The organism is Streptomyces sp. NPDC059679 (genome assembly GCF_042734105.1).
In the GTDB taxonomy this organism is placed as follows: Bacteria; Actinomycetota; Actinomycetes; order Streptomycetales; family Streptomycetaceae; genus Streptomyces.
On sequence record NZ_JBHWES010000031.1, the window covers coordinates 101,960 to 127,610 of the forward strand.

Annotated in this window: 24 protein-coding genes and 1 tRNA gene; 12 read left to right on the forward strand and 13 right to left on the reverse strand. The window is 68.5% G+C overall.

What is annotated here, in order from left to right:
* The first annotated feature begins 217 nt into the window (after positions 1-217).
* Positions 218-1,543, forward strand: coding sequence for a maleylpyruvate isomerase N-terminal domain-containing protein (locus ACFV2X_RS29675; protein WP_385622141.1), 1,326 nt, complete (start codon positions 218-220; stop codon positions 1,541-1,543).
* A gap of 1,031 nt (positions 1,544-2,574) precedes the next feature.
* On the opposite strand, the gene ACFV2X_RS29680 is transcribed toward ACFV2X_RS29675, so the two are convergent.
* Positions 2,575-2,811, reverse strand: coding sequence for a hypothetical protein (locus ACFV2X_RS29680; RefSeq protein ID WP_350734924.1), 237 nt, complete (start codon positions 2,809-2,811; stop codon positions 2,575-2,577).
* A 10-nt stretch (positions 2,812-2,821) separates the two neighbouring features.
* On the opposite strand from ACFV2X_RS29680, the gene ACFV2X_RS29685 reads away from it, so the two are divergent.
* Entirely contained in the window at positions 2,822-3,448 is a 627-nt protein-coding gene (locus tag ACFV2X_RS29685; protein ID WP_385622144.1) for an IS3 family transposase, read from the forward strand.
* Here the strand turns inward: ACFV2X_RS29685 and ACFV2X_RS29690 are convergent, their stop codons facing one another.
* Entirely contained in the window at positions 3,449-3,799 is a 351-nt protein-coding gene (locus tag ACFV2X_RS29690; protein ID WP_385622147.1) for a hypothetical protein, read from the reverse strand.
* Between the two features lie 389 nt (positions 3,800-4,188).
* Positions 4,189-4,380 carry a hypothetical protein gene (locus ACFV2X_RS29695; protein WP_385622149.1) on the reverse strand — a complete coding sequence of 64 codons (192 nt, stop codon included), beginning with the start codon at positions 4,378-4,380 and terminating at the stop codon, positions 4,189-4,191.
* A 290-nt stretch (positions 4,381-4,670) separates the two neighbouring features.
* Between ACFV2X_RS29695 and ACFV2X_RS29700 the strand changes: the two genes are divergently transcribed.
* The 4 genes from ACFV2X_RS29700 (at position 4,671) to ACFV2X_RS29715 (ending at position 8,670) form a co-directional block, all read left to right on the forward strand.
* On the forward strand, positions 4,671-5,732 hold the full coding sequence (locus ACFV2X_RS29700; protein WP_385622152.1) for a winged helix-turn-helix domain-containing protein: 1,062 nt from the start codon (positions 4,671-4,673) through the stop codon (positions 5,730-5,732).
* 44 nt (positions 5,733-5,776) lie between these two features.
* A complete protein-coding gene (locus tag ACFV2X_RS29705) occupies positions 5,777-7,231 on the forward strand; it encodes a choice-of-anchor P family protein (protein ID WP_385622154.1) in 1,455 nt (484 codons plus the stop codon).
* 717 nt (positions 7,232-7,948) lie between these two features.
* A complete protein-coding gene (locus tag ACFV2X_RS29710; RefSeq protein ID WP_385622214.1) occupies positions 7,949-8,335 on the forward strand; it encodes a type II toxin-antitoxin system RelE/ParE family toxin in 387 nt (128 codons plus the stop codon).
* Positions 8,332-8,670 (forward strand): XRE family transcriptional regulator, encoded by a 339-nt coding sequence (locus ACFV2X_RS29715; protein WP_014178220.1) that lies wholly within the window; start codon positions 8,332-8,334, stop codon positions 8,668-8,670. The genes ACFV2X_RS29710 and ACFV2X_RS29715 overlap by 4 nt, the downstream gene beginning before the upstream one ends.
* 643 nt (positions 8,671-9,313) lie before the next feature.
* Here the strand turns inward: ACFV2X_RS29715 and ACFV2X_RS29720 are convergent.
* The 4 genes from ACFV2X_RS29720 to ACFV2X_RS29735 form a co-directional block, all read right to left on the reverse strand.
* Complete coding sequence (locus tag ACFV2X_RS29720; RefSeq protein ID WP_385622157.1) at positions 9,314-10,552, reverse strand: PP2C family protein-serine/threonine phosphatase; 1,239 nt, start codon at positions 10,550-10,552, stop codon at positions 9,314-9,316.
* 592 nt (positions 10,553-11,144) lie between these two features.
* The gene (locus ACFV2X_RS29725) at positions 11,145-11,417 is read right to left on the reverse strand and encodes a hypothetical protein (protein WP_385622159.1); all 273 of its coding nucleotides are present in this window, start codon (positions 11,415-11,417) and stop codon (positions 11,145-11,147) included.
* 90 nt (positions 11,418-11,507) lie between these two features.
* Positions 11,508-11,768 (reverse strand): hypothetical protein, encoded by a 261-nt coding sequence (locus ACFV2X_RS29730; protein WP_385622216.1) that lies wholly within the window; start codon positions 11,766-11,768, stop codon positions 11,508-11,510.
* Between the two features lie 311 nt (positions 11,769-12,079).
* Positions 12,080-12,625: a DUF5994 family protein gene (locus tag ACFV2X_RS29735; RefSeq protein WP_385622161.1), complete on the reverse strand. Its 546-nt coding sequence runs from the start codon at positions 12,623-12,625 to the stop codon at positions 12,080-12,082.
* A gap of 258 nt (positions 12,626-12,883) precedes the next feature.
* Here ACFV2X_RS29735 and ACFV2X_RS29740 point away from each other — a divergent pair, with 258 nt between their 5' ends.
* Positions 12,884-13,411 carry a DUF5994 family protein gene (locus ACFV2X_RS29740; RefSeq protein WP_385622163.1) on the forward strand — a complete coding sequence of 176 codons (528 nt, stop codon included), beginning with the start codon at positions 12,884-12,886 and terminating at the stop codon, positions 13,409-13,411.
* Positions 13,412-13,415: 4 nt separating this feature from the next.
* On the opposite strand, the gene ACFV2X_RS29745 is transcribed toward ACFV2X_RS29740, so the two are convergent.
* Complete coding sequence (locus tag ACFV2X_RS29745; protein ID WP_385622165.1) at positions 13,416-14,009, reverse strand: lantibiotic dehydratase; 594 nt, start codon at positions 14,007-14,009, stop codon at positions 13,416-13,418.
* Positions 14,010-14,146: 137 nt separating this feature from the next.
* Here ACFV2X_RS29745 and ACFV2X_RS29750 point away from each other — a divergent pair, with 137 nt between their 5' ends.
* Entirely contained in the window at positions 14,147-14,284 is a 138-nt protein-coding gene (locus tag ACFV2X_RS29750; protein WP_385622168.1) for a hypothetical protein, read from the forward strand.
* Between the two features lie 489 nt (positions 14,285-14,773).
* Here ACFV2X_RS29750 and ACFV2X_RS29755 read toward each other — a convergent pair.
* A tRNA-Gly gene (locus ACFV2X_RS29755) sits at positions 14,774-14,847 on the reverse strand.
* A gap of 257 nt (positions 14,848-15,104) precedes the next feature.
* On the opposite strand from ACFV2X_RS29755, the gene ACFV2X_RS29760 reads away from it, so the two are divergent.
* From ACFV2X_RS29760 to ACFV2X_RS29770, 3 genes are all read left to right on the forward strand, one after another.
* Complete coding sequence (locus ACFV2X_RS29760) at positions 15,105-15,269, forward strand: hypothetical protein (RefSeq protein WP_014178225.1); 165 nt, start codon at positions 15,105-15,107, stop codon at positions 15,267-15,269.
* A gap of 113 nt (positions 15,270-15,382) precedes the next feature.
* Positions 15,383-15,958, forward strand: coding sequence for a dCTP deaminase (dcd, locus tag ACFV2X_RS29765; RefSeq protein WP_385622171.1), 576 nt, complete (start codon positions 15,383-15,385; stop codon positions 15,956-15,958).
* 4 nt (positions 15,959-15,962) lie between these two features.
* Positions 15,963-16,460 carry a phosphoribosyltransferase gene (locus ACFV2X_RS29770; RefSeq protein WP_385622174.1) on the forward strand — a complete coding sequence of 166 codons (498 nt, stop codon included), beginning with the start codon at positions 15,963-15,965 and terminating at the stop codon, positions 16,458-16,460.
* 55 nt (positions 16,461-16,515) lie between these two features.
* Here ACFV2X_RS29770 and ACFV2X_RS29775 read toward each other — a convergent pair whose 3' ends face one another.
* The 3 genes from ACFV2X_RS29775 to ACFV2X_RS29785 form a co-directional block, all read right to left on the reverse strand.
* The gene (locus ACFV2X_RS29775) at positions 16,516-17,472 is read right to left on the reverse strand and encodes a Yip1 family protein (RefSeq protein WP_385622218.1); all 957 of its coding nucleotides are present in this window, start codon (positions 17,470-17,472) and stop codon (positions 16,516-16,518) included.
* 158 nt (positions 17,473-17,630) lie between these two features.
* Positions 17,631-18,764: a VCBS repeat-containing protein gene (locus ACFV2X_RS29780; protein WP_385622177.1), complete on the reverse strand. Its 1,134-nt coding sequence runs from the start codon at positions 18,762-18,764 to the stop codon at positions 17,631-17,633.
* Positions 18,748-19,296, reverse strand: coding sequence for a hypothetical protein (locus ACFV2X_RS29785; RefSeq protein WP_385622180.1), 549 nt, complete (start codon positions 19,294-19,296; stop codon positions 18,748-18,750). Before ACFV2X_RS29785 ends, ACFV2X_RS29780 begins: the two co-directional genes overlap by 17 nt.
* A gap of 678 nt (positions 19,297-19,974) precedes the next feature.
* On the opposite strand from ACFV2X_RS29785, the gene ACFV2X_RS29790 reads away from it, so the two are divergent.
* A complete protein-coding gene (locus tag ACFV2X_RS29790) occupies positions 19,975-23,148 on the forward strand; it encodes a SpoIIE family protein phosphatase (RefSeq protein ID WP_385622182.1) in 3,174 nt (1,057 codons plus the stop codon).
* A gap of 99 nt (positions 23,149-23,247) precedes the next feature.
* On the opposite strand, the gene ACFV2X_RS29795 is transcribed toward ACFV2X_RS29790, so the two are convergent.
* Positions 23,248-25,527 carry a (Fe-S)-binding protein gene (locus ACFV2X_RS29795; protein ID WP_385622185.1) on the reverse strand — a complete coding sequence of 760 codons (2,280 nt, stop codon included), beginning with the start codon at positions 25,525-25,527 and terminating at the stop codon, positions 23,248-23,250.
* Positions 25,528-25,651: the final 124 nt, after the last annotated feature.

Here is a 25,651-nt window from a genome sequence, read left to right on the forward strand (position 1 = left end):
ACGCACGCCTTCCGGCCGCCGATGACGCTGCCGCCCCTCTTTCCTCTCCCCTGTGTCCCCGCCCGCCGACATCACGCATTCGGCGCTCGCACGCGATGGGCGGACACACGCTGACATTGATCTTGGGCGGGGCGCGTAGCCGGCTCCCCCTTCCATCGCGGAAGAACATCCGCAGCGGCCCGCACGGCCACCCCTCCACCCCTACTGGAGGTTCCCCATGTCAACCACACCCGTCACGGCTTTCGCCGGGGTCATCGACACCATCGCCCACCTGGTCGAGGCCGTGGAGGAGGAGCAGTGGAGCGCGCCCACGCCCTGCACCGACTGGAACGTCCAGCAGATGGTCGACCATCTGCTGGCGGGTCAGCACACGTTCGCCGTCGTGATGGGGGCGCAGCCGCCCCTGCCGGCGCTCGGCCCCGCTCCGGGAGCTCTCACGAAGGCGTTCCGGACATCGGCCGCCGCCCTGGTGGCCGCCTTCGAGCGGCCGGGAGCGCCATCACCGAGTGACCCTCACCCAGGTCACCGCAGTACACGCCGGCCCCAACCCTCCCGAGGAACAAGGACAACAATGAAGAAGACGGAGCTGAAGATCGCCATCGCGAGCGCGGCACTTGTCGCCGCCGTGGCCACCGGAACGGCGTTGGCCGCGAACGGTTCCTCTGCCGGATCCGGCTCCACATCCGGCGCCGAGCAGACCCGGACCGAGCAGGCCGAGCAGAAGAAGCCCAGCGCCATCAAGGCCGACGGCTCGAACGTGTTCCCGCACTCGCTGGACTTCGACGCGCGGTCGAACACGTTCTTCGCCGGCTCGCTGAAGCACGGCACGGTCTCCGCCGTCAGTCCTGACGGGAAGGTGCGCACCCTCATCGACGACCCGGAAATGGTGTCGGCGCAGGCCGTCCTCGCCGACCGCGAACGGGACCGCATCCTGGTCAGCAATGTGGACTACGGCACTGCCGACCGTTCCAAGAAGAACGCCCCCTTCCGCGTCGCCGGTGTGGGCAGCTACGACCTGGAGAGCGGGAAGCAGGACTGGTGCGTCGATCTGACCGCGGTCACCCTGGACGGCAAGCAGCACCTGATCTCCGACGTGACGGTGGCACCCGACGGCACCGCGTACGCCGTCGACGAGCTGACCCCGACGGTGTTCCGGATCGACCGCAAGGGCCGCGCCTCGGTATTTCTGCAGAACGACCTGCTCAAGGGCACGCTTGACATTCCCGACTTCCTGAACGATGTGGGCATGTCAGCGGTGGAGTGGGTGGAGGGAAACCAGCTGATCATCGCCATGGCCGACGGCTCCCTGGTACGGGTGCCCGTCAAACATCCCGAAAAGGCGCAGGAGGTGAAGCTCTCCGTGCCGCTGGGGTCCCCCACGGCCGGCATGCGGCTCCTGAAGGACGGCTCGATCGCGGCGGTCAGCAGCGGTCTGCTGACCGGCAAGCCCGCCCAGATCCAGCGTGTGGAGCCCCGTGACGGCTGGAAGAAGGCCACGGTGAAGGTCACCGACACCGTCGAGGACCCGTCACCAGCGACGTGACCGAGGGACCGAACGGGACGACGTACGCGCTCAGCGGCGGGCTGGCCGACCTCCTTGCGGGCAAGCCCAACGACGGGTTCAGCCTGACCCCCGTCAAGACCGAGTGAGCCGACAGCCGTTCCCCCAGACGACCTGCGATCGCCACTCCCACGACCTGTCCCGAAGCCGGCATCGTGCGGTATCAGGGCTTTCGCGTCGGATGCGAGACGGTGCCATGCGGCGTCGGTGCGGGGCGAGAAGATCGGCATCACACGGTCGTCACCGCGTGAGGGGCGCGCGGCGTACTCCGCATCAGGAAGGCGCAGTTGGGGAAGCGCTCTGCTGGAGTCGCAACTCGGCGACAACGCCCAACCGCGCGGTCGAGGTGCTCGGCGAAGGAAGGCAACTGGACGGGGGTGATCTGGGCAACCGCTGCCCGGAGTGCTGCCGGAGTGAGCGCCGGCATGGGGCTCAGGGCCCGTCGGGGGCAGAGGGCTGCTCGCTCATCGGAACGTCTCCTGGGTGATGGTCTACGTGGTCATCGTGAGCCTGGCCGTTGGTACGGACGCTGGGCTGACTACGCCCGCCCTTCGTTCGCCACACAACGCCCGACGCCTCTCGATCGCTCTGGCCCAAGTGTGATCGCGTCGCGTTGGCTCTCGTGCGATGTCGCGGGTTTACGGAGAGGCTGGCGTCCCCGGGCAACAAAGAAGCCCCGGGCCGCCGGCCTGGGGCTTTGCGCCGGAGCGGGTGTCTGGTGCGCACCTGGTGCGGCTGCGCTTCGTCCCGAACGAACTTCGCTGGGCGCCTGACCTCGCGCTGGTATGTCTCTCACCTGCTGCGGCGGTCCGCAGGCGTCCGCGGTTGTTCGCCGCTGTTCGTCGGCTTGGTCACGCACTTAGACACTCACGTGCGGGCAGACGTGGTTCTGTTCCGGGCTGCCCTGCCATCTGCGGTGCGGCCGCTGCCATGACTGCTGGGCGAAGAGCGCGCCGGCCGCACTTCCACCCCAAGCCGCTCCTATCGATCGTCTTCTGAAGAACGGCCTACCGCTAGGGGGCCGACCGCCAGTCGGGGAGGTCCTCGAAGTGCACGTCGTAGCGGTGCTGCTCGGGGAGAAGCGAGGCGAATTCCGCCTCGCCACGGCTGATGGCGGCCAGCTGCTCGAAGTAGCCAAACCGTTCGATACCAGGGCTGAGCACGACGACCACGTCGGCCACCTCACCCTCTGCCGCCCCAAAGACGTGCGGCAGGCCGGGCGGTACGACGACAAGCCCACCCTTTCCCACCGTGGTCAGAGTGTCGCCGAGATTCACCCGCCGTGACCCGGACGCCGACCTTGCTCCTGACCTGGTGCAACGCGACTTCACGGCGCCCGCGCCGAACCGGTTGTGGGTCACCGACCTGACCATGATCTCCACCAGGGAGGGACCACTGTGGCTGTCGGCCATCCGGGACGCGTTCTCCCGCAGGGTCGTGGCCTGGGAGACCTCCGCCCGCGCGGACGCCGACCTGGTCCTGTCGTCGCTGGAGTATGCCCTCACCAGCCGTGAGGTCGCCCCCGGCGAGCTCGTCCACCATGCCGACCACGGCACGCAATACACGTCCATCAAGCTCACGACACGCCTGGTCAGAGCAGGGATCCAGGCATCCATGGGCTCGGTCGGCGACTCGTTCGACAACGCCCTGGCGGAGAACCTGTGGATACTGGTCAAAACCGAGTGCATCCGCGGCCGCACCTTCGCCACCAGGGCCGAGGCGAACCTCGCGCTCTTCGAGTACATCGACGGCTTCTACAACCCCCGCCGCATCCAGAAGCGGCTCGGCTACCTGAGCCCGATCGAATTCGAGGAGAAGCACTACGCCGACCAGGCAGCGGCCAAACCAGTGAACCTGAAACCACGTCAACCCGCCCTGACCAGCTAATCAGCCACACCCGCGCACCGGGGGAACCTCAGCTGCCGTCGTGCCGTGTTCACTGAGCTCAGGGAATCGGGTTCCCCAAGCGGTCTTGACCGCGACAGGGAGGAACAGGCCACACCACACCTGTCGCAGCGATGTCGCGTGCAGGTACGCATTGAGGTCGTCGCGTGTCTGAGCCTCCCGGATGACGCGCTCGTACATCAGCCGGAAGTCCGCCTCGTCGGCCAGGTCGTAGATGTAGTGCGGTCTCCAGTCGATGTGGCGGGGCAACGTCACGCCACCGGTGGTGGGCCCGTTCAGCTTGCCGAGCGACTCCGGCAGTACGTACGGCTTCGCCGCTGCATACCTGGTCATCACTTCAGCATGGCTGATGTGGTCTGTGAGCGGCCCCGATCACGCAGCCGAGCGCTACGGAGAGTGACCGCCGACGCGAGGGGACCGGTCGGCATGCTCGGCGCCTGGTCTGGCACGCAACGGGCACGCGTGGCACGGAGAGGTCTGGACAAAAAACAAGGCCCGGGTCGTTGACCTGGGCCTTCGTCGTGGAGCGGGTGAGGGGAATCGAACCCGCGCTCTGAGCTTGGGAATCACTGGGACTCACGCCTCTGGAACCTACTTTGACCTGCGAAAATGAGCGGCTCATCCAGGCGTGGCCAGGCTCGTAGAAGACCCTGGTCGACCGTGGTTCGCCGCCTTATCGGGCACGCATTGGGCACGGGCAGGGGGGGTGCTCGCCTTGGTGCTCATTCGGCCGCGGAGCCGACCCCGTCTTGGTCCCCGTTGTCATCGAGGAGCCGTTGCCGTGCCTGTTCCAGGCGTCTTCCGTAGTCGGGCATGAAGATCTCCGACAGTGTCTTGTCCAGCGTGCCGGAGATGGTGTGGGGACCGCCTGGGTCTGTGAACAGCGGCCCCAGCTCCTCCCGGACCCGGATCACCAGACTTCCTACGGCAACGCGGCCCGCGCAGCCGGGCGGGCCGGGTGAGGTCCTCCAGACCAGGACCGGGTCTTGAAGGCCGACGTCACGCAGGACCTCGAATTGACCAACATCGTCCCGTACTGGTCCCGAGGCCCTTCGCATACCCGACGCAAGTCTGCCCGAGTTCTCCGGGGGCGTCCCCCAAGCCCTCCCCGTGTGGGATCCGTGTCTGGTTCGCGTCCATCGGTCGTTTATCGGCGCCACTTACGGTGACAGCCTCACTCGCGTAACCATGGTCGGGGGACGGCATGGCGCTGCGTATTCACTTCACGGCAGAGGATTTGGCGCGTACGACGGTCGCGGCGCGCCCGGACATCATGTGGGAGCTGACGATCAGCCTCCACCGGCTCCAGCTGCCGCGGCCCGCCGCCCGCTGTAGACCCTGGCTCAGACACGTACGCGACCGGCTGCGCACGCGCGATCTGCGGGGTGTACTGCACCAGCTGACGACGCTCGTGCCGCCGCGTGGCGAATTTCCCGACTTCCTTACGCCGCCGGGGCAGTTGGACTTCGCCGACGCGCTCGGACTGATCGGCGGTGCCGGTCGCCGACTGTTTGCCAATGATCTCGCGACGGTGTTCCGGGCTCGTGAACGACCCTTGTGGGTACGTCAGTTGGCGGATGGTGACCGTGAGCGGCGGCGGGAGCTGGTGAGCGCACTCGCCGTGTACCACCGCGAACTGCTGCGCCCTTGCCTGCCCGAGCTGGACGAGACCGTGTTCGCGGAGCGCGCCGCGTGCGGGCGGCGCGTCCTGGACGGCGGGGTCGGGAAGCTGCTCGGAGTCCTGTCGCCGTCGGTCCGGTGGGCGTGGCCCGTGCTCACCGTCGACTATCCGGTCGACCGGGACCTGCACCTCAGAGGCCGTGGCATCACGCTCATCCCGTCCTTCTTCTGCGCGACGCCGGTGACACTCATCGACCCCGAGCTGCCGCCGGTACTTGTCTATCCGGTCCCCGACGGGGATCCGGGTCCGCGCCCCGCCGCGTCCACTGGAGCGGAGGCGGACGGCCTCGCCACGGTCCTTGGGCGCACACGCGCGTTGGCGATGCGGGCGTTGTCCCACCCCTGCTCCACCAGCGAACTGGCGCTGCGTATCGGGGTGTCCGTGGCGAGCGCCAGCAGGCATGCGGCGGCGCTGCGGCAGGCGGGCCTGGCCACCAGCATGCGGCAGGGCGGCGTGGTGCTGCATGTCGCGACGCGGCTGGGCGGGGAACTGGCCCGGGGCGGGCGGGAGCATATTGAGGCAAAGATTCCGTTTGCAGCAGGATGCAATCCCCTGGTGAATGCGGTGTCGCCACCTCTCCAATAGCCACGACTACATCAAATAGCGCATCGCAACGGGGAGGAAATGCAGTGAAGAGCCGCATAGCCATGGTGCTGGGAGGGGCCTTGGCGGCATGTGCGCTGAGCATGCCGACCGCGTCGGCGGCGGAGCCGCCCATCGACTTCCAACTGCCGTTCACCTGCGGCCAGGAGTGGCAGATCAACTCCTACGCCGATGACCACGCTCCTGCCCTTGACCTGGTGCGTGAGCCCGATCAGGTGGGGACCGAGGGGGCGCTGCTCATCGCGCCGGCGGACGGGGTCGTCAACCAGTCCTTCGAGCACGAGAACGCCGGCAACATGATCCAGATAGACCACGGCAACGGCTACTTCACCACCTACATCCACCTTCAGTCGCGCTCGGTGAAGGAGGGCGACACGGTCAAGCAGGGGCAGGAGATCGGACGCGTCGGAAAGACGGGAGAGACGTCGAACGGCCATCCCCACCTGCACTTCGAGATGGCCATCGACGCCGACAACGACGGCCGGGCCACCTGGGGTGAAGTCGGTTCCGAGCGGGTCAACGCCTGGTTCGACGGAGTCGAGTACGGCGGCATCGGCAAGACCTGGCGCAACGTCGCCAGCAAGAACTGCGACGGCGACCCGGGCCCCGGCCCGGACCCCGAGCCCGAGGCCACCACCCTTGCCTACACCGGCGACAAAAGCATTTCCAACGGCTCGGACGCCGAGTTCTCGGCCGTGCTGAAGACGGAGGATTCCGACGAGCCGGTCGAGGGCCGCGAGGTGACCTTCGAACTCGGTTCCGGTGACACGGCCCAGACCTGCGACGGGAAGACGGACGCCAAGGGCACGGCGACCTGCACCGTCAAGGTGGCCGACCAGGCCCTCACGGACGACGCCACCGTGTCGCTCGCCGCGGCCTTCGCGGGCGACGACGAGTACAAGAAATCCGAGGACACCGAGAAGCTGAAGCTCCAGCACGTGGAAGGCCGGTCCTACGGCCTTACCGCGAAGGTGCCGCTCCCGCTCCTTCCCGTGGGCATCGACCCGACCCCGGACACCGGGACCGTACGGACGGCGGAGGCGGAGACAAAGTCTCCCCCGTGCGCGCAGGGCGTCAGCGCGGTCGTCCTGAACGCCGACGCGCTCTGCGCCAAGGTCGTCACCTCGGCCGGCCCGAGCAGCGCCACGGCGACCGCCACCGTGGCCGATGTGTCCATCGGACTTCCCGGACTGCCGGTCATCGGAGTCTCCGGGGTCACGTCGGAGTCGTCGAGCAGCTGCTCCTCGGCGAAGGGCAGCGTCAGCCTGGAACTGACCGTCGCCGGTAAGCCGGTCAGCATCCCGGACACGCCGGGATTCGAGGTCGACCTCGGTATCGCGGGCAAGCTCGTGGTCAACGAACAGATCCCGGTGACCGACGCGGACCAGGGCTTGACGGTCAACGCCGTTCACCTGACCACGCCGGCCGGTGCGGATGTGGTGATCGGCTCCAGCACCAGCAGTGCGCACGACTGCGCGTAGCGGACGACACCGTACGTAGCTTGAGGGGCCCGGAGCCGGTGTCGAACGCTGTTCATTCGGGCCCGTGCGTGGCATCGGCTCCCAAGACTTGGTTGTGGTCTTGGGAGCCGACGTCGTCGTATGGAGGAAGGTGCCGATGTCGGTGCGGCCGGAGGCGTCTGTTGCCCTGGTCGCCGTCTGATCGAAGCGTCGGCGGTTGCCGTCAACCACCGCCGCCAACCAGGCAACGCAAGGCGCCCCTTCCATCACTGGAAGGGGCCTCTGAGCTGGTGCGCGCTCGGCGGTGTGCTCGCTCAGTCATAGGAATGGGAGGTGTCTCAAGGCATCGGCATGACCTCCGGGATCGATGCCCGGGTGCGTGCCGACCGGCAGAAGGCCGCCGTGGCGGCATCTGGTGCGGATCCGGTGCGCGGCGCTTGGAAAATGCCCTGGAGAAAGTCTAGACAAAATAACCAGGCCCGGGTCGCTGACCTGGGCCTTCGTCGTGGAGCGGGTGACGGGAATCGAACCCGCGCTCTGAGCTTGGGAATCACGGGGTGATGGAGACAGGCCACGGTGTTGACCAGCGGAAACGAGTGCAAGGGTGACCTTGAGCGCGGCTGATGGTTGCCCGTGTTGACCGTGGTTCACCGCTCGTTCTGGCACGTATCTGGCACGGTACTCATGTGAGCGTGCGCGAGGCGGCCCGGCCCTGGGCGAGTTAACGCTTGCATTAACATCGATGCCGTGGCTCAATGGGAAGTGATCCTGGTCGCGGAGGTCGCGGCGTGGTTCGAGACGCTGGCCGAAGCAGACTGGGACAGTGCCGAGCAGGTAGAAGATGCCGTCGACATGCTGGCGGCGACTGGTCCGACGCTTGGTCGTCCGCTGGTCGACCGGATCAAGGGTGCCGAGAATCATCACTTGAAGGAGCTGAGGCCAGGGTCGTCAGGTACCAGTGAGATCCGGATCCTCTTCGCGTTCGATCCGGTGCGGCGGGCGGTGCTTCTGGTGGCCGGCGACAAAGCTGGAAACTGGCAGGGCTGGTACGAGACCAACATCCCGATCGCCGAGAAGCGCTACCAGGCGCATCTGGCCGATCTTGAAACCAGGGAGTATGAATGAGCACGGTCAGCTGGGAGGAGGCCAAGCGCAGGGCGCGTGAGCGGCGCGAGACTGCCGGGCTGCCGGTGCGATCGGCGGAGGAAAAGCAGGCGGCGATGGACCGGCTGACTGCCGAGGTGCGCGCTCACAAGCTCGCAGAGGTCCGGCGCGAGCAGGCGCTGACCCAGCGCCAAGTTGCCGCATCCATGGGCGTCTCGGCTCCTCGGGTCTCGGCGATCGAGCACGGCGAACTGGACCGTGCCGAGCTGGCCACCATCCGCTCCTATGTCGAAGCACTCGGAGGTCGGCTGCGCGTAGTCGCGGACTTCGGGGATGCCGAGTACACCGTCGCCTGAGACCGAGTACACCGTCGCCTGAGAAGGGGCTCCGCGCCCGCGTACCGAGACGCTGACCGACTCCGAGAGACATCACGGGCATGCAGCGGGCACGGGAGGCATAGAGAGGTCTAGACAACAAACAAGGCCCGGGTCGCTGACCTGGGCCTTCGTCGTGGAGCGGGTGACGGGAATCGAACCCGCGCTCTGAGCTTGGGAATCAATGACACTCTCCGCGGCTGTGGTGCGGCTGACCAGGGAAAACGTGGCCCAAAGGGCGTGTGCGCGGGGGCTTGATCGCACCGTTTTTGACCGCTGCTGACTGCTGCGAAGGGCATGGATAAGGCACGAGGCCAGCGGATGCGCAGAAGGTTCTTGATTTCCGTCGGTTCAGCGGGATGCATCGCCTACAAGCCCACCCGGCCCGAGGCGGCCTTGCAGCGGCAAACCCGAGCGCCGCGTCCAGCCGCCGTGGCTGTCTCCGCGCCTGGGTGCCCAGCGGCGAACGCTCCGGTAGCCGCTGAGACCAACGCTGGGGGTTGACGCAGCGTCGGGGCGGGTGCGGTGAGGTGGGGCGAGGCCGTGATGAGCCCCTGTAGGGGCGGCGTGGCGTCGGGCGGCCGGGCCCCGCCCGCGGAGCCAGGGGGGAACCTGCTGGTCATGCTTACACCGTGACGAGATGGTCGGCGGTGCCCCCGCACCACTCGACCAGGAAGAGCGTCGCGTCGTCAGTGGTGACCCCGCCGCGTTCTCGCATCAGGGTGTGGGACAGGCCGCGCACCATTTCCTGTACGCCTTCGCCCGCGCACCCCGCGCGGTCCACGAAGTCGAGCAGTCGCTCCTCGCCGAACTGCTCTTCGCCGGTGCGGTGCTCCTCGATGAGACCGTCGGTGAAGAAGAGGATCCGGTCGCCGCGGGACAGCGCCTGGTCGCTGATCTGCGGGATGGCGCCGCCGAATCCGACGGGCAGGGTGCCCGGGCTCTCCAGGGCCTGGACGACGCGGTAATTGCGGATCAACAGGGGCGCCGGGTGCCCGGCGTTGACCCATTGCAGGTGGCCGGTTCGGATATCCAGGCGCATCATCTGCGCCGTGACGAAGTGGTCGGGCCCGAACTGCTTGTCGATGGCCGTGTCCATGAACATGTACAGGTCGGCGAGGCCGACGTCGGCGCGTCTGGCGTGCCGGTAGGCGCCGATGGCGACGGTGGCCAGCACGGCGGCGTCCAGCCCGTGACCCATGGCATCGATGACAGCCACGTGCAGGATGTTGTCGTTCAGGGCGTAGTCGAAGCTGTCCCCCGCGACGTCGTAGGCGGGCTCGAGGATTCCGGCCACCGCGACCTGCGGGGTGACCATGGTCAGCGGGGGCAGCAGTGACCATTGGATCTCTGCGGCCAGGCTCATCGGCTCACGGCGCCGGGCCTGGAAGAACTGATCGGTATAGCTGTTCTTGGTGACCAGCATGTCGGCGACCAGGCCGGCCAGGCGCCGCAGCAACCGCCGGTCGTCGTCATCGACGGTGCTCAGGGTGACGGCCAGCACCCCCACCACGTCGCTGCCGTCCAGCAGCGGCAGGAACACCCGTACGCCCTCGGCCTGCGGCTGTTCCACCATCGCCGTGCTGAGAAAAGCCCTGCCCGCCTGAGAATCGTCGATCCGCTCGGGCTCCCCGGCCACGAGTCTCATGCCCGGCAGGGGAGCCAGCATCAGCTGGTCGTAGTCCTGAAGGAGGATCGAGACGTCCCGTCCGCCGATCCTGCCCACTTCCTCCGCGACCAGCGGGGCGATCAGCTGGGGTGGCATCTCATGAGCCCGGTCCAGCAGCACGCCCAGCAGCCGCTCGCCGAATCCCTCTGACCGGTCCACGGTGACTTTACGGAAGTCCCGTTCACCTTCCGTCATGGCGGCCTCGTTTCGCCGGAGCGCCCTCACACAGAGGCGAGCCTCAGTGCTGTTCGCCGCATTTTGGTCCTGCTGCCTCCTCCACCCCAGCATCGCGCATATGACGGTCTGCGACACCTGCCGCCAGGTCGCCGGAGCACGACCGGTGCCTGAGGCGGTCGAAGAGCAATGTGCGCGCCCCGCCGGAGGCGTCTTTCCGTGGTTACCGCATCAGCCCAGCGACGCACCCTCTGAAGATCGCCGCGGAAGATCGCCGTGAGCTGCACAGCCGTCGGTACCGTGTCCTGTTCCTTGGCCTGTAGAGGTGCTCGCACCGTCGAGGCGCAGGCAGAGCGAGGACCACGCGCGCCGACCCTGTGCCTCTTTGGGACGCAGCGTCGTGGTCGCGCCACTGGTGGATATTGCCCTGGTCCCTGCCGTCGCGCCGACGGCGACACAACGGCCCCGGCGTAAACACACCGGGGCCGCCCTTTCGGGTCGGTTGCACGTGAGAGTGCACCGACCCACTCACCACGCTATGCCTGGGGCGCTTTTCCGGCATCACGGACTCTTTGGGTAATGCGGCGCCTGGGCGCAAACGCCCCGCGCCGCGTCAGCCACGTTCCTCCTCTTCGCCCTCCATCAGCCGGATCCCTTGGTGCGTCAGTGTGGCCATCGCGGGTGTGTTTCCTCGTGCCCAGTCGACTGTGATGAGCCCCTCGCCCGCCAGATATGCGCAGGCGGCCGCCAGATCCTGCTCAGGGACCTGGAGCTCGTCGCGCAGCTTCGCCCCGGTGACGCCAAGGAGGCGATTGCCTTCCGTGGCCTCGTACAGAGCCTTCATGATCGCTTCGCGGTAGTTCTTCCGCTCCTGCAGGGTTGCCATGGCTGCCGTTCCACAGGCGCAGGGCACCGACGAGGAGTCCCTGGACACGGGGCGTCGGTGCCCTGCCCGCACCCGTTGAGGGGCATCGCTTCAGACTTCATCCGTCTGCGTGCGGTCTTGTCCGGAGGACTGACTTGCTACCAGCCAGGACCGCGTCGGCTTTGCCGTGTGCGTGGTGTCCACGGTGAGATGGAGCCGGGTTCCGCCTTCGGCGCCGGCAGGGTAGCTGCGCTGTTCGGTCGCGGCGAAGCAATGACGGAGTACCTCGGCGACCTGACGGGCGGCCTCGGGGGACGCGGAGACGATACGCACCTCGGCGCGCCCTGTCGAGGGTGATTCGGGTGGCTGCATGGTGACCTCGTTCATCAGGAAGACGTCGCGGTGGGCGTGGGGCCACGCTTCGCACCCACCGGCCCCGGCCAGGAGAAGGTCATGCATCTTTCGCGGCCCCGTCGCGGTGTTCGGGATGAGGCGGTGACGACGGGTGATCCGGCGGGCTTGCCGGCTGTCGGCTCTTCCGGCTCCGTGTAATGGAATGCTGCCATCCGCTCGTTGTGCCGGTCATTGAGCAGATGGATCGGCCGCACTCCTCTGACGGTCATGGCAGTGATCACGGACCCGCTGAAGACGGTCTCCACGTCCTCACCTCCCTTCGGCGGAGCTCAGGAGTCCGGTCGGGTTCGGCTGCCGGCCGCCATAGGGGCGGGCCCGCCATCGGTCTCCCACTCCTCCTCCCGGGTGCGCGCCTCCCGGGCGTCACGGGCGGCGGTTTCGTTCGCCATCAGACCGCTGGCGGTGAGGAGGCTGCCGGGGGTGGCTGCGGCGGCCATCAGCCGGGCGGCGGCGGCCGCACTCGTCTCCGGCGGGATCACCAGAAGGTCCCAGCGGCCTGCGGTGTAGGAGAGCAGAATCAACTTGTGCGGGTCCTGCTCGTCAGTGAACCAGGCCACGTGCACCGTGTGCCCGGTCACAGGCACCTCGCGCGGGATCACGGGCCAATGGGCCGGGTTCACGGACACGCGAGTGATACGGCCCCAGCGTGCGTCCAGCACGTCCGTCAGGGCGGGCAGCTCACGGAGGAGATCCCGGGAGCGAGGCCACCACGCACCGTCCAGAAGACCTGGAACCGGGCTCACCGGAGTCAGGGACAGGCGGGGTGGTGAGGGCGCGCGCTCATGGTCGGTCGTACGGTCGATGGTCACGGTCATGGCGCGGACCTGTCCCCGGGCGTATCTTCAACGTCCCGGTGTTGTTGCTCGCCGAGAACGACACCCGCGTGGAAGCAGGCGTGCGAAGTACTCCCGGTCTTTTCACTGTACTCCGGGCGTTGGGCCGCCGAGCCCGTGTGATCAGCGACTTCGTCAGGAACCCGGGTCTGTGTTCGCAGGGCGTGGGTGAGCCTGGGCGTGGGCTCGGAGTACGGTGAAACCGGCGGTCCACCGAACCCCGCAGAGGGTGAGCAGACCATGTCCGACGCCGAGACCCCGCGACAAATGAATCTTCTGCCGGACGCCATCCACCGTGCTGTGAAACCTGGAACAGCCCTGCTGCGGTTGGCGACGACACATACCCGTGAGGGCATTCTCGACGGTGCTTGGTGGCCGCGTTCCCGCGACCTACGCGCCGAGCTTCCCGCCCTGGTCACCGCGCTGACCGAGCACCTCGGGCCCGTCATGCGCGTCGGCCTGGACTCCAGCGCCTGGGAAGAACTGCCGACACGAATGATCATCGACGACCGTATCGTGCACATCGACTCGTTCCCGGTGGGTGACGACACCATCCTCATCACCCGAGGCGATCGAGATCTCTTCTCCCTGCTGGTGGTCCCGCCGCACGCGACGCCCGACGCGGCACGCGCCGCGATGGCCCGGGCCGTCCGTGTCGACAACGTCACGCAGGCCAAGCAGATCCTCATCGACACCGGCACCGGCCGAACCCGCTCGATCGCCGAGGAAGGTCCGCAGGCAGGCCAGGAACGCCGCAGCACGTCCTGATGCCTCATCTGCCGCAACCATAGGCCGCGCAGCCGCCGTCCGCTGACGCCCGGTAAGGCACCGGCTCCACTCCCCTGATCAACGTCCGGCTATGAACTGTTCCGGAATGCCGTCGGCATCGGGACCATGACGACTGAACGTGCCTCTTTGGCGCGCGGTTTGCCCTTGCCCGTCGGTACCCAGGCGCTTCATGCAGCACCACGGTTTCGTGGCGATCCAGTTCGGCACGCAGGAGCTGCTGGTGGGTAGGGATGTCGAGGTCCAGGCGGAGCCGTTGATCGCTGCTGCCGACGTACACGGTGCGGGGCACGCCGTAGCGGATGCGCCAGTCCGTGAAGTGGAATATCCAGTTTCGTTCTTCGTCGCTGAGGTCGTGTGCGCTCAGCCGCCAGCAGGCGGCGGACAGGATGGTGCGGCCGACGCGGATTTCGGGAAGGAACGGCAGCCGGGCCGCGGCGCCCCAGGCGAAGAGGGTGAGGATGGCGGTGTGGGAGCGGTGCAGTTCGCTGACGAAGCGGGCGAGTGGGTGGGTGGCGCTGCTGAGTTCCACGGCGTTCATGACCGAGGGCTCGATGAGCCGGCCGGTGGAGAGGGACACCAGGTACAGGCGCCAGGAGTCGGCGACGACGCCGAGGTCCCGTCCGCCGTTGGCGGGACGAGCTGATCACCCTGCTCGCCGCCCAGACCCCGCGCCTGGACCGCGCCCTGAAGAAGGTCGCCAAGCAGGGCGGAGAAGTGGTCCTGATCGACGGCACCCTCACCCCCACCCAGCGCCGCACCGGAAAGGTCGACCGGCGGAACTACTCCGGCAAACACCGCAGTCACGGCCTGCACTTCCTCGCCCTGACCGACGAGAGAGGCCGGCTGATCTGAATATCCGCCGCACGGCCCGGACGCACCCACGACATCACCGCCGCCCGCTACGACCACGTCCTGGCACACCTGCGTGCCACCGGTCTCGGCGCGCTGGCGGATCTCGGCTTCCGTGGCCTGGACAACCATGCACCCTCCCCGTGATCATCATGCGCTTCACAGCCATCCGCGCTCACAAGCTCACCCCCGGCCAGAAGACCGCCAACCGAGTCCTCGGCACCGGACGCGCCCCTGTCGAACGCAGCTTCGCCCACCTCAAGACCGCCCGCCCGTGGTTGTGGACCCATCGAGCTTGTTCAGTTGGTGACCCGGGTCACAAAAGATTTGTTTCGCCATTCGAGACGTTCGGCGCTCAAATGCCTCAAGTGGCGAGTCGGTGTCCCTCTATGAAGACGCTTCCGGGCGAGTTGGGGCACGCGGAGGACATGGCGACCCCTAAGGGGTCTAGACAACAAACAAGGCCCGGGTCGCTGACCTGGGCCTTCGTCGTGGAGCGGGTGACGGGAATCGAACCCGCGCTCTGAGCTTGGGAAGCTCATGTTCTACCATTAAACTACACCCGCGAGAGATACCATCCGTCGGTGTCGCATCGTCGCACACTGTACCCCATGCCCGACCCCCGGCGCATTTGCCGTGGGGTTTTCGTGTTCTTCGGGAGGGTTTGACGGGGGCTTGAGGCAGGGGCGGAGCGGGTGGGAAGCCGCTATAAGGGTGGGGGAGTTGGGGCGTACCGTGGGGGCGGAGTGCCGCGTGGAGTGGTGGGTGGTTGATCCCCTAATGTGGCTTTTGTCGTCCACGTTGTTTATGGGGAAGGGACTCAATGGAGCGCACCGTCGTCCGTTGTGCCGAAGGGCATGTGTTCAGCACCGCTTCGTTCCCGATGCAGCACCTCACCGTCGACCGGATCGGCCCCGGTCGGCTGCTGCGCTGTCCGCGTTGTGCGCGGTTGCGGCAGGCGGTGCCGGTGGCCGGTGGGAAGCGGTAGAAGCGGTAGGGGCCGCTGCGGTCTGATGGCCGTCGGGGTCTGATCATTGCGGCGGGGGCCCGGCCCGGATGGGCCGGGCCCAGGTCATGGGTTTGGTTGCGTATCCTCGTTCCGTGCTTCTCTCAGACAAGGACATCCGGACCGAGATCGACGCCGGACGGGTACGGATCGATCCGTTCGATCCGGTGATGGTGCAGCCGTCGAGCATCGATGTGCGGTTGGACCGCTTCTTCCGGGTGTTCGAGAACCACCGTTATCCGCATATCGACCCGGCGGTGGAGCAGCCGGATCTGACGCGGCTGGTGGAGCCGGAGGGCGATGACGCGTTCATCCTGCACCCCGGGGAGTTCGTGCTCGCCTCGACGTACGAGGTGATCTCGCTGCCGGACGACATCGCCTCGCGGCTGGAGGGGAAGTCGAGTCTCGGGCGGCTGGGGTTGCTGACGCACTCCACGGCCGGGTTCATCGACCCCGGGTTTTCGGGGCATGTGACCCTGGAGTTGTCGAATGTGGCCACGTTGCCGATCAAGCTGTGGCCGGGGATGAAGATCGGGCAGCTGTGTATGTTCCGGCTGACCTCGCCGGCCGAGCATCCGTACGGGTCGGAGCGTTACGGCTCCCGCTACCAGGGGCAGCGCGGGCCGACGCCGTCGCGTTCGTATCAGAATTTCCACCGGACGAAGGTGTGAGCCGGTGAGTGGGCAGCGGGAGAACCTGACGTACGAGCGCTTCGGCACGGCGGTGCGGGAGCTGGCGCAGACGATCGCGGATGACGGGTACGAGCCGGACATCGTGCTGTCCATAGCGCGCGGCGGAGTGTTTGTCGCGGGTGGGCTGGCGTACGCGCTGGACTGCAAGAACATCCATCTGGTGAATGTGGAGTTCTATACCGGCGTCGGGACCACCCTCGATATGCCGGTGATGCTCGCGCCCGTGCCCAACGCGATCGACTTCTCCGAGAAGAAGGTCCTGATCGCGGACGATGTCGCCGACACCGGCAAGACGCTCAAGCTCGTCCGCGACTTCTGCGTCGGCACGGTCGCCGAGGTGCGCAGCGCGGTGATCTACGAGAAGTCGCAGTCGCTGGTGAAGTGCGAGTACGTCTGGAAGCGCACCGAGGACTGGATCAACTTCCCCTGGAGCGTCGAGCCGCCCGTCGTACGGCGGGAGGGGCAGGTTCTGGACGCCTGACCCCCGCCCCAAGGGAGTCGGGTGAGGGGCCCTGCGGGGCCCCTCTGCGCGTTTCTTACAGGGTGCCCAGCTTCAGCAGCGACAGCAGCGCGATCAGCTGGATCGCCGACGCCCCCAGCGCCTTCTGCCACGGCAGGTCGTGCGACTTGCTCACCATCGACGTGAACAGCGCGCCCGCCGCCAGCCAGGTCGCCCACCCCAGCACCTGCACCGTCGGGCTGTCCCCGCCCAGGAACAGCGCGAACACCAGCCGTGGTGCGTCCGTGATGGACATGATCAGCATCGACAGGCCGATCGTCGGGGCGTACGAGCCGTCGCCGCCCAGCTGGCGGGCCAGGGTGTGGGTGACCGCGCCCAGGATCAGGCCGCTGATCACGACGGTGGCGCCGGTGACGAGGATCCACGGGATGCTGTTGCCCATCGAGGCGTTCAGCACGTCCTCGCGGGCCTGGTCGAAGCCGAAGACCACGAGCAGGCCGTAGACGAACGTCACGATCAGGGCCGGGCCCCACATCGCGTAGTCGCGCATCTGCCAGAAGGTGGCGGACGGGCGCAGCACGATGCCGCTCAGCAGCTGCTTCCAGGGCAGCCGGGGGCCGGCCGGCGGGGCGGTGGAGGCGCCGGCGCGGTAGGTGTTGCCGTAGCCGTCGTCGTACGAGCCAGGGCCGGGGCCGTAGCCGGGGTCCTGGCCGTACGGGTCGTACGGGTCGTAGGCGTCGGGCGCCTCACCGACGCTGAACTGCTGCGTATGGCCAGGATTGTTGTTGCTGTACGAGCCGCCGCCCTGGCCATGGCCCGGGCCCGGGCCATGGCCCTGCTGCGGGCCGTAGTGCGGGTCCTGGCCGCCGAAGTACTCCGGCTCTCCGTGTGAGGAGGGCTGCTGCCACTGCGGCGGCTGCCCGCCGTGCGGCGGCGGCTGCCGGCCGTACGGCTGCTGCTGCGGTGGTTGCTGCTGCCCTTGTTGCGCGGACCGGGAGTCCCGTCCGCGTCCGATCCTGAATCCAGCCACGATTCGAACGTACCCGGTCGTAGCGACTGGGGTGCCGGACCTCTCAGAACAGGTCCGGCATTGCGGCCGACCTGTGACATCCCTTAGGGGGACCCTGAGGGGTTTTCCCCCGGGGTGGGCGGGGGTTTGCCGGTCGGTCGGTGACCGGCAGTGGGTGACCGTCAGTCGGTGTCCGTGGTGAAGGGCTTGGCGTTGAACGCGGTCTTGTCGGCCGTGCCGTCGTTGATCCACCACCACTCCGGCCGGTCACCGTACAGGGCGAAGACCGCCTCGCGGCCCCAGGCGAGGACGACCTCGTCCTTGCCGTCCCGGTCGAAGTCGCGGGCGCCGTAGAGCCGGGCGGCGCGCCGGGCCTTCCGGATCTTCTCGCCGTCCACGCGGGCGGGGGCGGTACGGGTGAGGGTGTGGCGGCGCGCGATGTCGCCCGGGGAGTCCGGCTGGACGGTGATGAGCTCGACGCCGCCCGTATCGAGCGCCACGGCCAGCTCGTCGGTGCCGTTCCCGTCGGTGTCGGCGGCGGCCAGGCCGCCCGTCATGTTCGCGATCTTGATGGGCGCGTCCGTGGGGGTCTTCTTCGTGTAGACGGTCAGCGTGTGGTCGACATCCGGCGCCTCCGTCTCGTAGCCCGGCTCGTCGTTACGGGTGCCGCTGTCGCCGACCGCCACGTCCCGCAGGCCGTCCCCGTCGAAGTCGCCGAAGGCGATCGCGTTGCCCTTGCGCAGGGTGCGGCCGGTGCGGGCGAGGCCGTCCGGGCCCGCGGTCAGGAGTACGGAGGCGGACTGGTCGTCGTCGTTCATGGCGTGCACCACCAGGTCGGTGGGCCGGTCGCCGTCGATGGTGTCCGCGAACAGCTCGCTGATGTCGCCGCCGCTGTCGAGCGGGCTCTGGTACGGCACCGTCCTGGCGGCCCTGCCGTCCCGGCCGAACGGCCCGTAGAGGAGGAGGAAGGACTTGCGGTCCGCGCGCACCGTCGCCAGGTCGTGGTGGCCGTCCCCGTCGAAGTCGCCCACCGTCGGCCGTCGCAGGTCCACGCTGTCGTCGGGGCCGGCCAGCCGGGCGCGGGTGGCGGTGGCGCAGCGCCGCGGGCCGTCGGCGCTGCCCCAGGTGATGTACGGGACGGTCCGTACGGTGGTGTGGACGCGGTCGGCCTCGGCCTCGCTGAGCCGCTCGTTGACCGGGGTGACCAGGTCGGCGAAGCCGTCGCCGTCGAGGTCGGCCGTGGCGATTCTGGTCGTGTCCGCGGACGGCACGTCCGCGCCGGGGGCGGGCAGGCCGAGGTCATCGAGGGTGAGCACGGTGCGGGTGGCGGGGTTGGCGCCGCGGGACGAGCCGTGGACGTCCCGAGTGAGCCAAAGGGCGCGCCGGTGTCGAAAGCGATGAGACCAAGGGAGCGAGGAACGAGCGAGCGCAGTGTCGAGGAGCGTCGACACCGGACCCGAGCGCCCGGCGGCGAACCGAGGGTAATTGGGGGCCGAGCCGGGTGGGCTGGGTCTCCTCCTTGCTCCCGACGAGCGGGAGCGCGAGTTCGGGGTAGCCGTCGCCGTTGAGGTCGTCAGGCAACTTGCTGCCCTTGCCCCGGGGGATGGGCGCGGTCGCGGTGGGGGTGATGACCGGGGCGCCGGAGCGGGAGCCACCGGGCGCCGCCGTCCGCTCGTCTTCCTCCTGGCCCTTGGAGTCCTTGGGGCCCTTGAGGTCCTTGGGGCCGTCGTCGGCGGAACCGCCGGAGCTGCCGCATGCGGTGAGCAGCGCCGCCAGAGTCACCGCGGCGCAGGCCAGCGCCCCGGGGCGGCGGCGGGCGGTCGGGGTCCTTCGGCTGCGGGGGTGCATGGGCGGGCTCCTCGGGGGTGCGGTGTCGGTACGTGTGCGGCTGTTGCTTCTCGGGACGGCGCCGCCGAGGGGGCGCGCGAGGCGTACGGGGCGCACGGGGGAGCGCGTACGTTACGGCCTCCCGGGGTCGGCCTTATGCGGAGCCGGGAACTCCTGGCGGGTGTGACTCGTGGGGCGTTCGGAGGGTTGCGCGTCCGTGGTGCGGGGGTGTTGTGAAGGCGAACTGGCAGGGAGCGCGAGTCAGTTGTCGTTGTTCCGGGGTGAGGGGAGTGGAGCCGAAGCGCTCTCTGTGTCGGTGGGACAGGGGGCGCATATCGGTATCTTCCGTGCGTTTCAGTTTCGGAAGATCTGGTTGGCTGTAGAGATGACTTTTGGTGCGGAAGGGCTGTTCAGGACATTCCTGTGCGGAGGTTTGGGGCATGATCCTGTAGAGATCCGCAACGTTGTTGTGAGAAGGGCCAATTCGCGGTCAGGATCGAGTCATGTTCGGAGCGGTTGAGGCGGGGGCGGCCATGGTCGTACTGCACGGCATGCGGGTGGTTTTTGAGCGGGTGAAAAGGACGCGGGGGAGGGGGGTGGGTGGAGCGTAGTCAGATGTCGGATACAAGTGGTCGGCCGGCCGCGGCGGATGCCGCTCGCCCGCCGGAGGACGAGAGCGACAGAAGCGGTGACGGTGACATGGCCGGATCCTTCGGCCTGTCCCGGGTGCCGCTGGCCCGCGCGCTGACCGACCGTCGGCAGCGCGGGCGCCGCGCACGCCCGCGCGCGGAGGCCGAGGGCGGGGCTGGGGCCGAGGCAGGGGATGGGGTCGGGCCGCGCGCGGAGGCTGAGGCCGGGCCGTGCATGGAACCTGAGGCCGGGGCCGAGGCCGAGGTCGGCGAGCACCGTGGCGAAGCGATTCCGCAGCCGTTACCGTCGCCCGACGGCGGCCCCGAGCCGCCCCCGGAGCCCGACGGCCGAGACCGCCGAGACCTGGGAAGCGATGAACCGGGCGGCCGTGCTTCGAGCGGCCGTCCCTCGGGAGTTCGTGCCCCACACAGCCGTGCCCCACAAAGCCGTGCCCCGGAGACCCGCGAGCCCGCCGATCGCGTCACTCGGCCTGCCCCCGCCCCCGCCCCCTCCACCCGGCCGACCCGCCCGACCAAGCCCGCCCGGTCCGTGCGGCGCGCCGTGCTGCGCGGCGTGCTCCGCCTCACCCGTACGGTCGCGAGCCAGGTGTTCTTCCTACAGGTGGCGGTCGTACTGCTGCTCGCCGTCGCCGCCGCGGCGGCCCTCGTGCTGCAGTCCAGGCACGACACCGACCTGGAGGCCCGCCGCCGCTCGCTGGCCGTCGCCGAGGCCTTCGCCAGCGCCCCGGGCATGGTCGAGGCGCTGCGCTCCCCCGACCCGACCGCGATCCTGCAGCCGCGCGCCGAGCGCGCCCGCAACAGGGCCGGCGTCGACTTCATCGTCGTCCTGACGACGGACGGGATTCGCTACACCCACCCCACCGCGAGCGAGATCGGCCACCACTTCCGCGGGAGCTACCGCGAGGCCGCGGAGGGCGGCACCGTCACGGAGACGTCCACGGGCACGCTCGGCCCCTCCGTACGGGCCGTGGTGCCCGTCACCGACAGCCGGGGCAAGGTCGTCGGGCTGGTCGCCGCCGGGATCACCGTGAAGAAGGTGAGCGGCGCGGTCGACCGGCAGCTGCCGATCCTCCTCGGCGGTGTCGCCGCCGCCCTCACCCTGGCCATGGGCGGTACGGCGCTGGTCAGCAGGCGGCTGCGGCGGCAGACCCACGGCCTGGACCCGGGCGAGATGACCCGGATGTACGAGCACCATGACGCGGTGCTGCACGCCGTACGGGAGGGCGTGCTGATCGTCGACGGCGACCGGCGGCTGATGCTGGCCAACGACGAGGCGCGCCGGCTGTTCGACCTGCCGCCGGACGCCGAGGGGCGCCCCGTCGCCGACCTCGGCTTCGACGAGAGCACGGCCCAGCTGCTGGTGTCGGGCCGCGCCGCCACCGACGAGGTGCACAAGGCGGGGGAGCGGCTGCTGACCGTCAGCCACCGGCCGACCGACCGCAACGGCGGGCCGCCCGGCAGTGTGGCGACCCTCCGGGACACCACCGAGCTGCGCACGCTGTCCGGCAAGGTCGATCTGGCGCGCAAGCGGCTGAAGTTGCTGTACGACGCCGGTCTGCGGATCGGCACCACGCTGGATGTGGTGCGTACGGCCCAGGAGCTGACCGAGTACGCGGTGGAACGGTTCGCCGACTATGTGGCGGTGGACCTGGTGGACCCGGTGCTGCGTGGCGAGGAGCCGAACGGCGCGGCGACGGGCAGCGGCTCCACGGCGCGCACCTCGCTGCGCCGCACCGCCCTCAGCGGCATCCGCGAGGACGTACCGCTCTATCCGCTGGGCGGAATGATCCGTTACGGCCCGGCCACGCCCCAGGCCAAGGGCTACGCCAGCGGTGAGACGACGGTGGAGGCGGTGCTCCCCGACTTCGCCGGGTGGCATGAGCACGATCCGGAGCGGGCGCGGGCGATCGTCGACCGCGGCATCCACTCCATGATCGCGGTCCCGCTGCGGGCCCGGGGCGTGATCCTGGGCATCGCCACGTTCATGCGCTCGGAGAAACCCGAGCCCTTCGAGGAGGACGACGTCTCGCTCGCGGAGGAGCTGGTCGCCCGGGCCGCGGTGTCCATCGACAACGCGCGGCGCTATACGCGCGAGCACACGATGGCCGTGACGCTGCAGCGCAGCCTGCTGCCGCAGGTGCTGCCCGAGCAGAGCGCGCTGGATGTGGCGTATCGCTATCTGCCGGCGGAGTCGGGGGTGGGTGGCGACTGGTTCGATGTGATTCCGCTGCCGGGGGCCCGGGTGGCGCTGGTGGTGGGCGATGTGGTCGGGCACGGGCTGCATGCCGCGGCCACGATGGGGCGGCTGCGCACCGCCGTGCACAACTTCTCCACCCTCGATCTGCCGCCCGACGAGATCCTTTCCCACCTGGACGATCTGATCGCCCGGATCGACCAGGACGAGACCTCGGAGAGCCTGGACGGCGGCGGTGTGATCATCGGCGCCACCTGTCTGTACGCGATCTACGACCCGGTCTCCCGGCGCTGCACGATGGCCCGCGCCGGACATCCGCCGCCCGCGGTGGTCGCCCCCGACGGCTCCGTGGAGTTCCCGGAGGTGCCCGCCGGGCCGCCGCTGGGCCTGGGCACCCTGCCCTTCGAGACGGTGGAGCTGCAACTGCCCGAGGGCAGCCATCTCGTGCTCTACACCGACGGCCTGGTCGAGAAGCGCGACCGGGACATCGAGGAGGGCCTGGAACTGCTGCGCGCGTCCCTCTCCCACGCCGGGCGGACACCGGAGGACACCTGTACGGCGGTGCTCGCCGAGATGCTGCCCGACACCCCCGGCGACGACATCGCGCTGATCGTCGCCTGTACGCGGGTGCTGGAGCCGGAGCGGATCGCGGACTGGGAGGTGCCGTCCGAACCGGCCCTGGTCTCCGCGGTGCGCGCCGCGGTGGCGGCGCGGCTGGCCGAGTGGGACCTGGGCGATGTCGCGTTCACCACCGAGCTCATCCTCAGCGAGCTGATCACCAACGCGATCCGGTACGCGACCGGGCCGATCCGGGTGCGGCTGCTGTGCGACCGCAGCCTGATCTGCGAGGTGTCCGACACCAGCAGCACCTCGCCGCATCTGCGGTACGCGGCGACGGAGGACGAGGGCGGGCGCGGGCTGTTCCTCGTCTCGCGCTTCGCCGACCGGTGGGGGACGAGATACACGGCGGAGGGCAAAGTCATCTGGACGGAGCAGACGCTGCCGGAGCGCGGTAAGCGGCGAGGGTAGGGCGGTCTGTCCAACCCCGTGAGACAGCTTGGCCCCAACGCCCGACGGGCTTGATCCGGTCAGTCGGATCAAGCCCGTCGGTGCGTTCGGAGGTGTCTGCTACTTCACCGGCTCCGGCTCCGGTTCCTCCGCCGTCTCGCCGTCGTCCTCCGGCTCCGAAGGCGTCTTGACGGAGTCGAGCAGCAGCTGCGCGACGTCCACGACCTGCAGCGACTCCTTCGCCTTTCCATCGTTCTTCTTGCCGTTGACGGAGTCGGTCAGCATGACGAGGCAGAACGGGCAGGCGGTGGAGACGATGTCCGGGTTGAGGGACAGCGCCTCGTCCACGCGCTCGTCGTTGATGCGCTTGCCGATGCGCTCTTCCATCCACATCCGGGCGCCACCCGCGCCACAGCAGAAGCCGCGCTCCTTGTGGCGGTGCATCTCCTCGTTGCGCAGCCCAGGCACCTTGGCGATGATCTCGCGCGGCGGGGTGTAGACCTTGTTGTGCCGGCCCAGGTAGCAGGGGTCGTGGTAGGTGATGAGCCCTTCGACCGCGGTGACCGGGATCAGCTTGCCCTCGTCGATGAGGTGCTGCAGCAGCTGGGTGTGGTGGATGACCTCGTAGTGGCCGCCGAGCTGCGGGTACTCGTTCGCGATGGTGTTGAAGCAGTGCGGGCAGGTCGCGACGATCTTCTTCTTGGACTTCTCGGCGACGACGCCCTCGGCCCCCTCTTCACCTTCGGCGGACTCCCCGAATGCCATGTTCAGCATCTCGACGTTCTGCTGGCCGAGCTGCTGGAAGAGGAATTCGTTGCCCAGGCGGCGGGCGGAGTCACCGGTGCACGCCTCGTCGCCGCCCATGATCGCGAACTTGACGCCCGCGATGTGCAGCAGCTCCGCGAAGGCCTTCGTGGTCTTCTTCGCACGGTCTTCAAGCGCGCCCGCGCAGCCGACCCAGTAGAGGTAGTCGACCTCGGACAGGTCCTCGACGTCCTTGCCGACGACCGGCACCTCGAACTCGACTTCCTTGGTCCATGCCAGCCGCTGCTTCTTCGCGAGCCCCCAGGGGTTGCCCTTCTTCTCCAGGTTCTTGAGCATCGTGCCCGCCTCGGACGGGAACGAGGACTCGATCATCACCTGGTAGCGGCGCATGTCCACGATGTGGTCGACGTGCTCGATGTCGACCGGGCACTGCTCGACACAGGCACCGCACGTGGTGCAGGACCACAGCACATCCGGGTCGATGACGCCGTTCTCCGCCAGCGTGCCGATCATCGGCCGCTCGGCCTCGGCCAGCGCCGCGGCGGGCACGGAGGAGAGCTGTTCCTCGGACGCCTTCTCCTCCCCCTCGGCGTCCTTGCCGCCGCCCGCGAGCAGATACGGCGCCTTGGCGTGCGAGTGGTCGCGCAGCGCCATGATCAGCAGCTTGGGCGAGAGCGGCTTGCCGGTGTTCCAGGCGGGGCACTGCGACTGGCAGCGGCCGCATTCGGTGCAGGTGGAGAAGTCGAGCAGGCCCTTCCAGGAGAAGTGCTCGATCTGCGAGACGCCGAACTGGTCGTCCTCGCCCGGGTCCTCGAAGTCGATCGGCTTGCCGGCCGAGGTCATCGGCTGCAGCGCGCCGAGCGCCACGTCCCCGCTCGACTCGCGCTTGAACCAGATGTTGGGGAAGGCGAGGAAGCGGTGCCAGGCGACGCTCATGTCGATGTTCGTGGAGACCGTGATCATCCAGACCATCGTGGTGCCGAGCTTGATCATCGCGAACAGGTAGGTCAGGTTCTGCACCGTGCCGACGCTGAGGCTCTTGAAGAGCAGCACCAGCGGATACGAGGCGAAGTACTCCGGCTCGTAGGAGTCGACGTGGTGCAGCGCGCCCTCCGTGCCGCGCAGCGCCATGATCGCCAGGCCGATGATGAGGATGACGTACTCGACGAAGTACGCCTGCCAGGCCGTGGAGCCGGCGAACCGCGACTTGCGGCCGGCCCGGCTGGGCAGGTTGAGCAGCCGGATCACGATCAGGGTCGCGATGCCGAGCGTGGTCATCGTGCCGATGAACTCGACGTACAGCTCGTACGGGAGGAAGCCGCCGAGGACCGGCAGCGTCCAGTCCGCCTGGAAGAGCTGGCCGTAGGCGTTGATGATGGTCGGCGGCAGGGTCAGGAAGCCGATCGCGACGAACCAGTGGGCGATGCCGACGATGCCCCACTTGTTCATCCGGGTGTGCGCCAGGAACTCCTTCACCAGCGTCACGCTGCGCTGATAGGGGTTGTCGGTCCGGGCGCCCGCCGGCACCGGCGCGCCGAGTTTGAAGAAGCGCACGAACTGCGCGATGGCGCGGCCGAGCAGGGCAACGCCGACCGCGGTGAGGACCAGCGACACGATGATCGCGGCGAGTTGCATGGGGGCTCCTCGAACCTGCGAGAGCGGAATTACTAAGCAGTAACTTATCGGGTCTTGACCGAGATTACCCGGGGAAGGGCCGGCCTATGTAGCCGACCGGCCGGTGATCTGCGTCGCTTGGCCG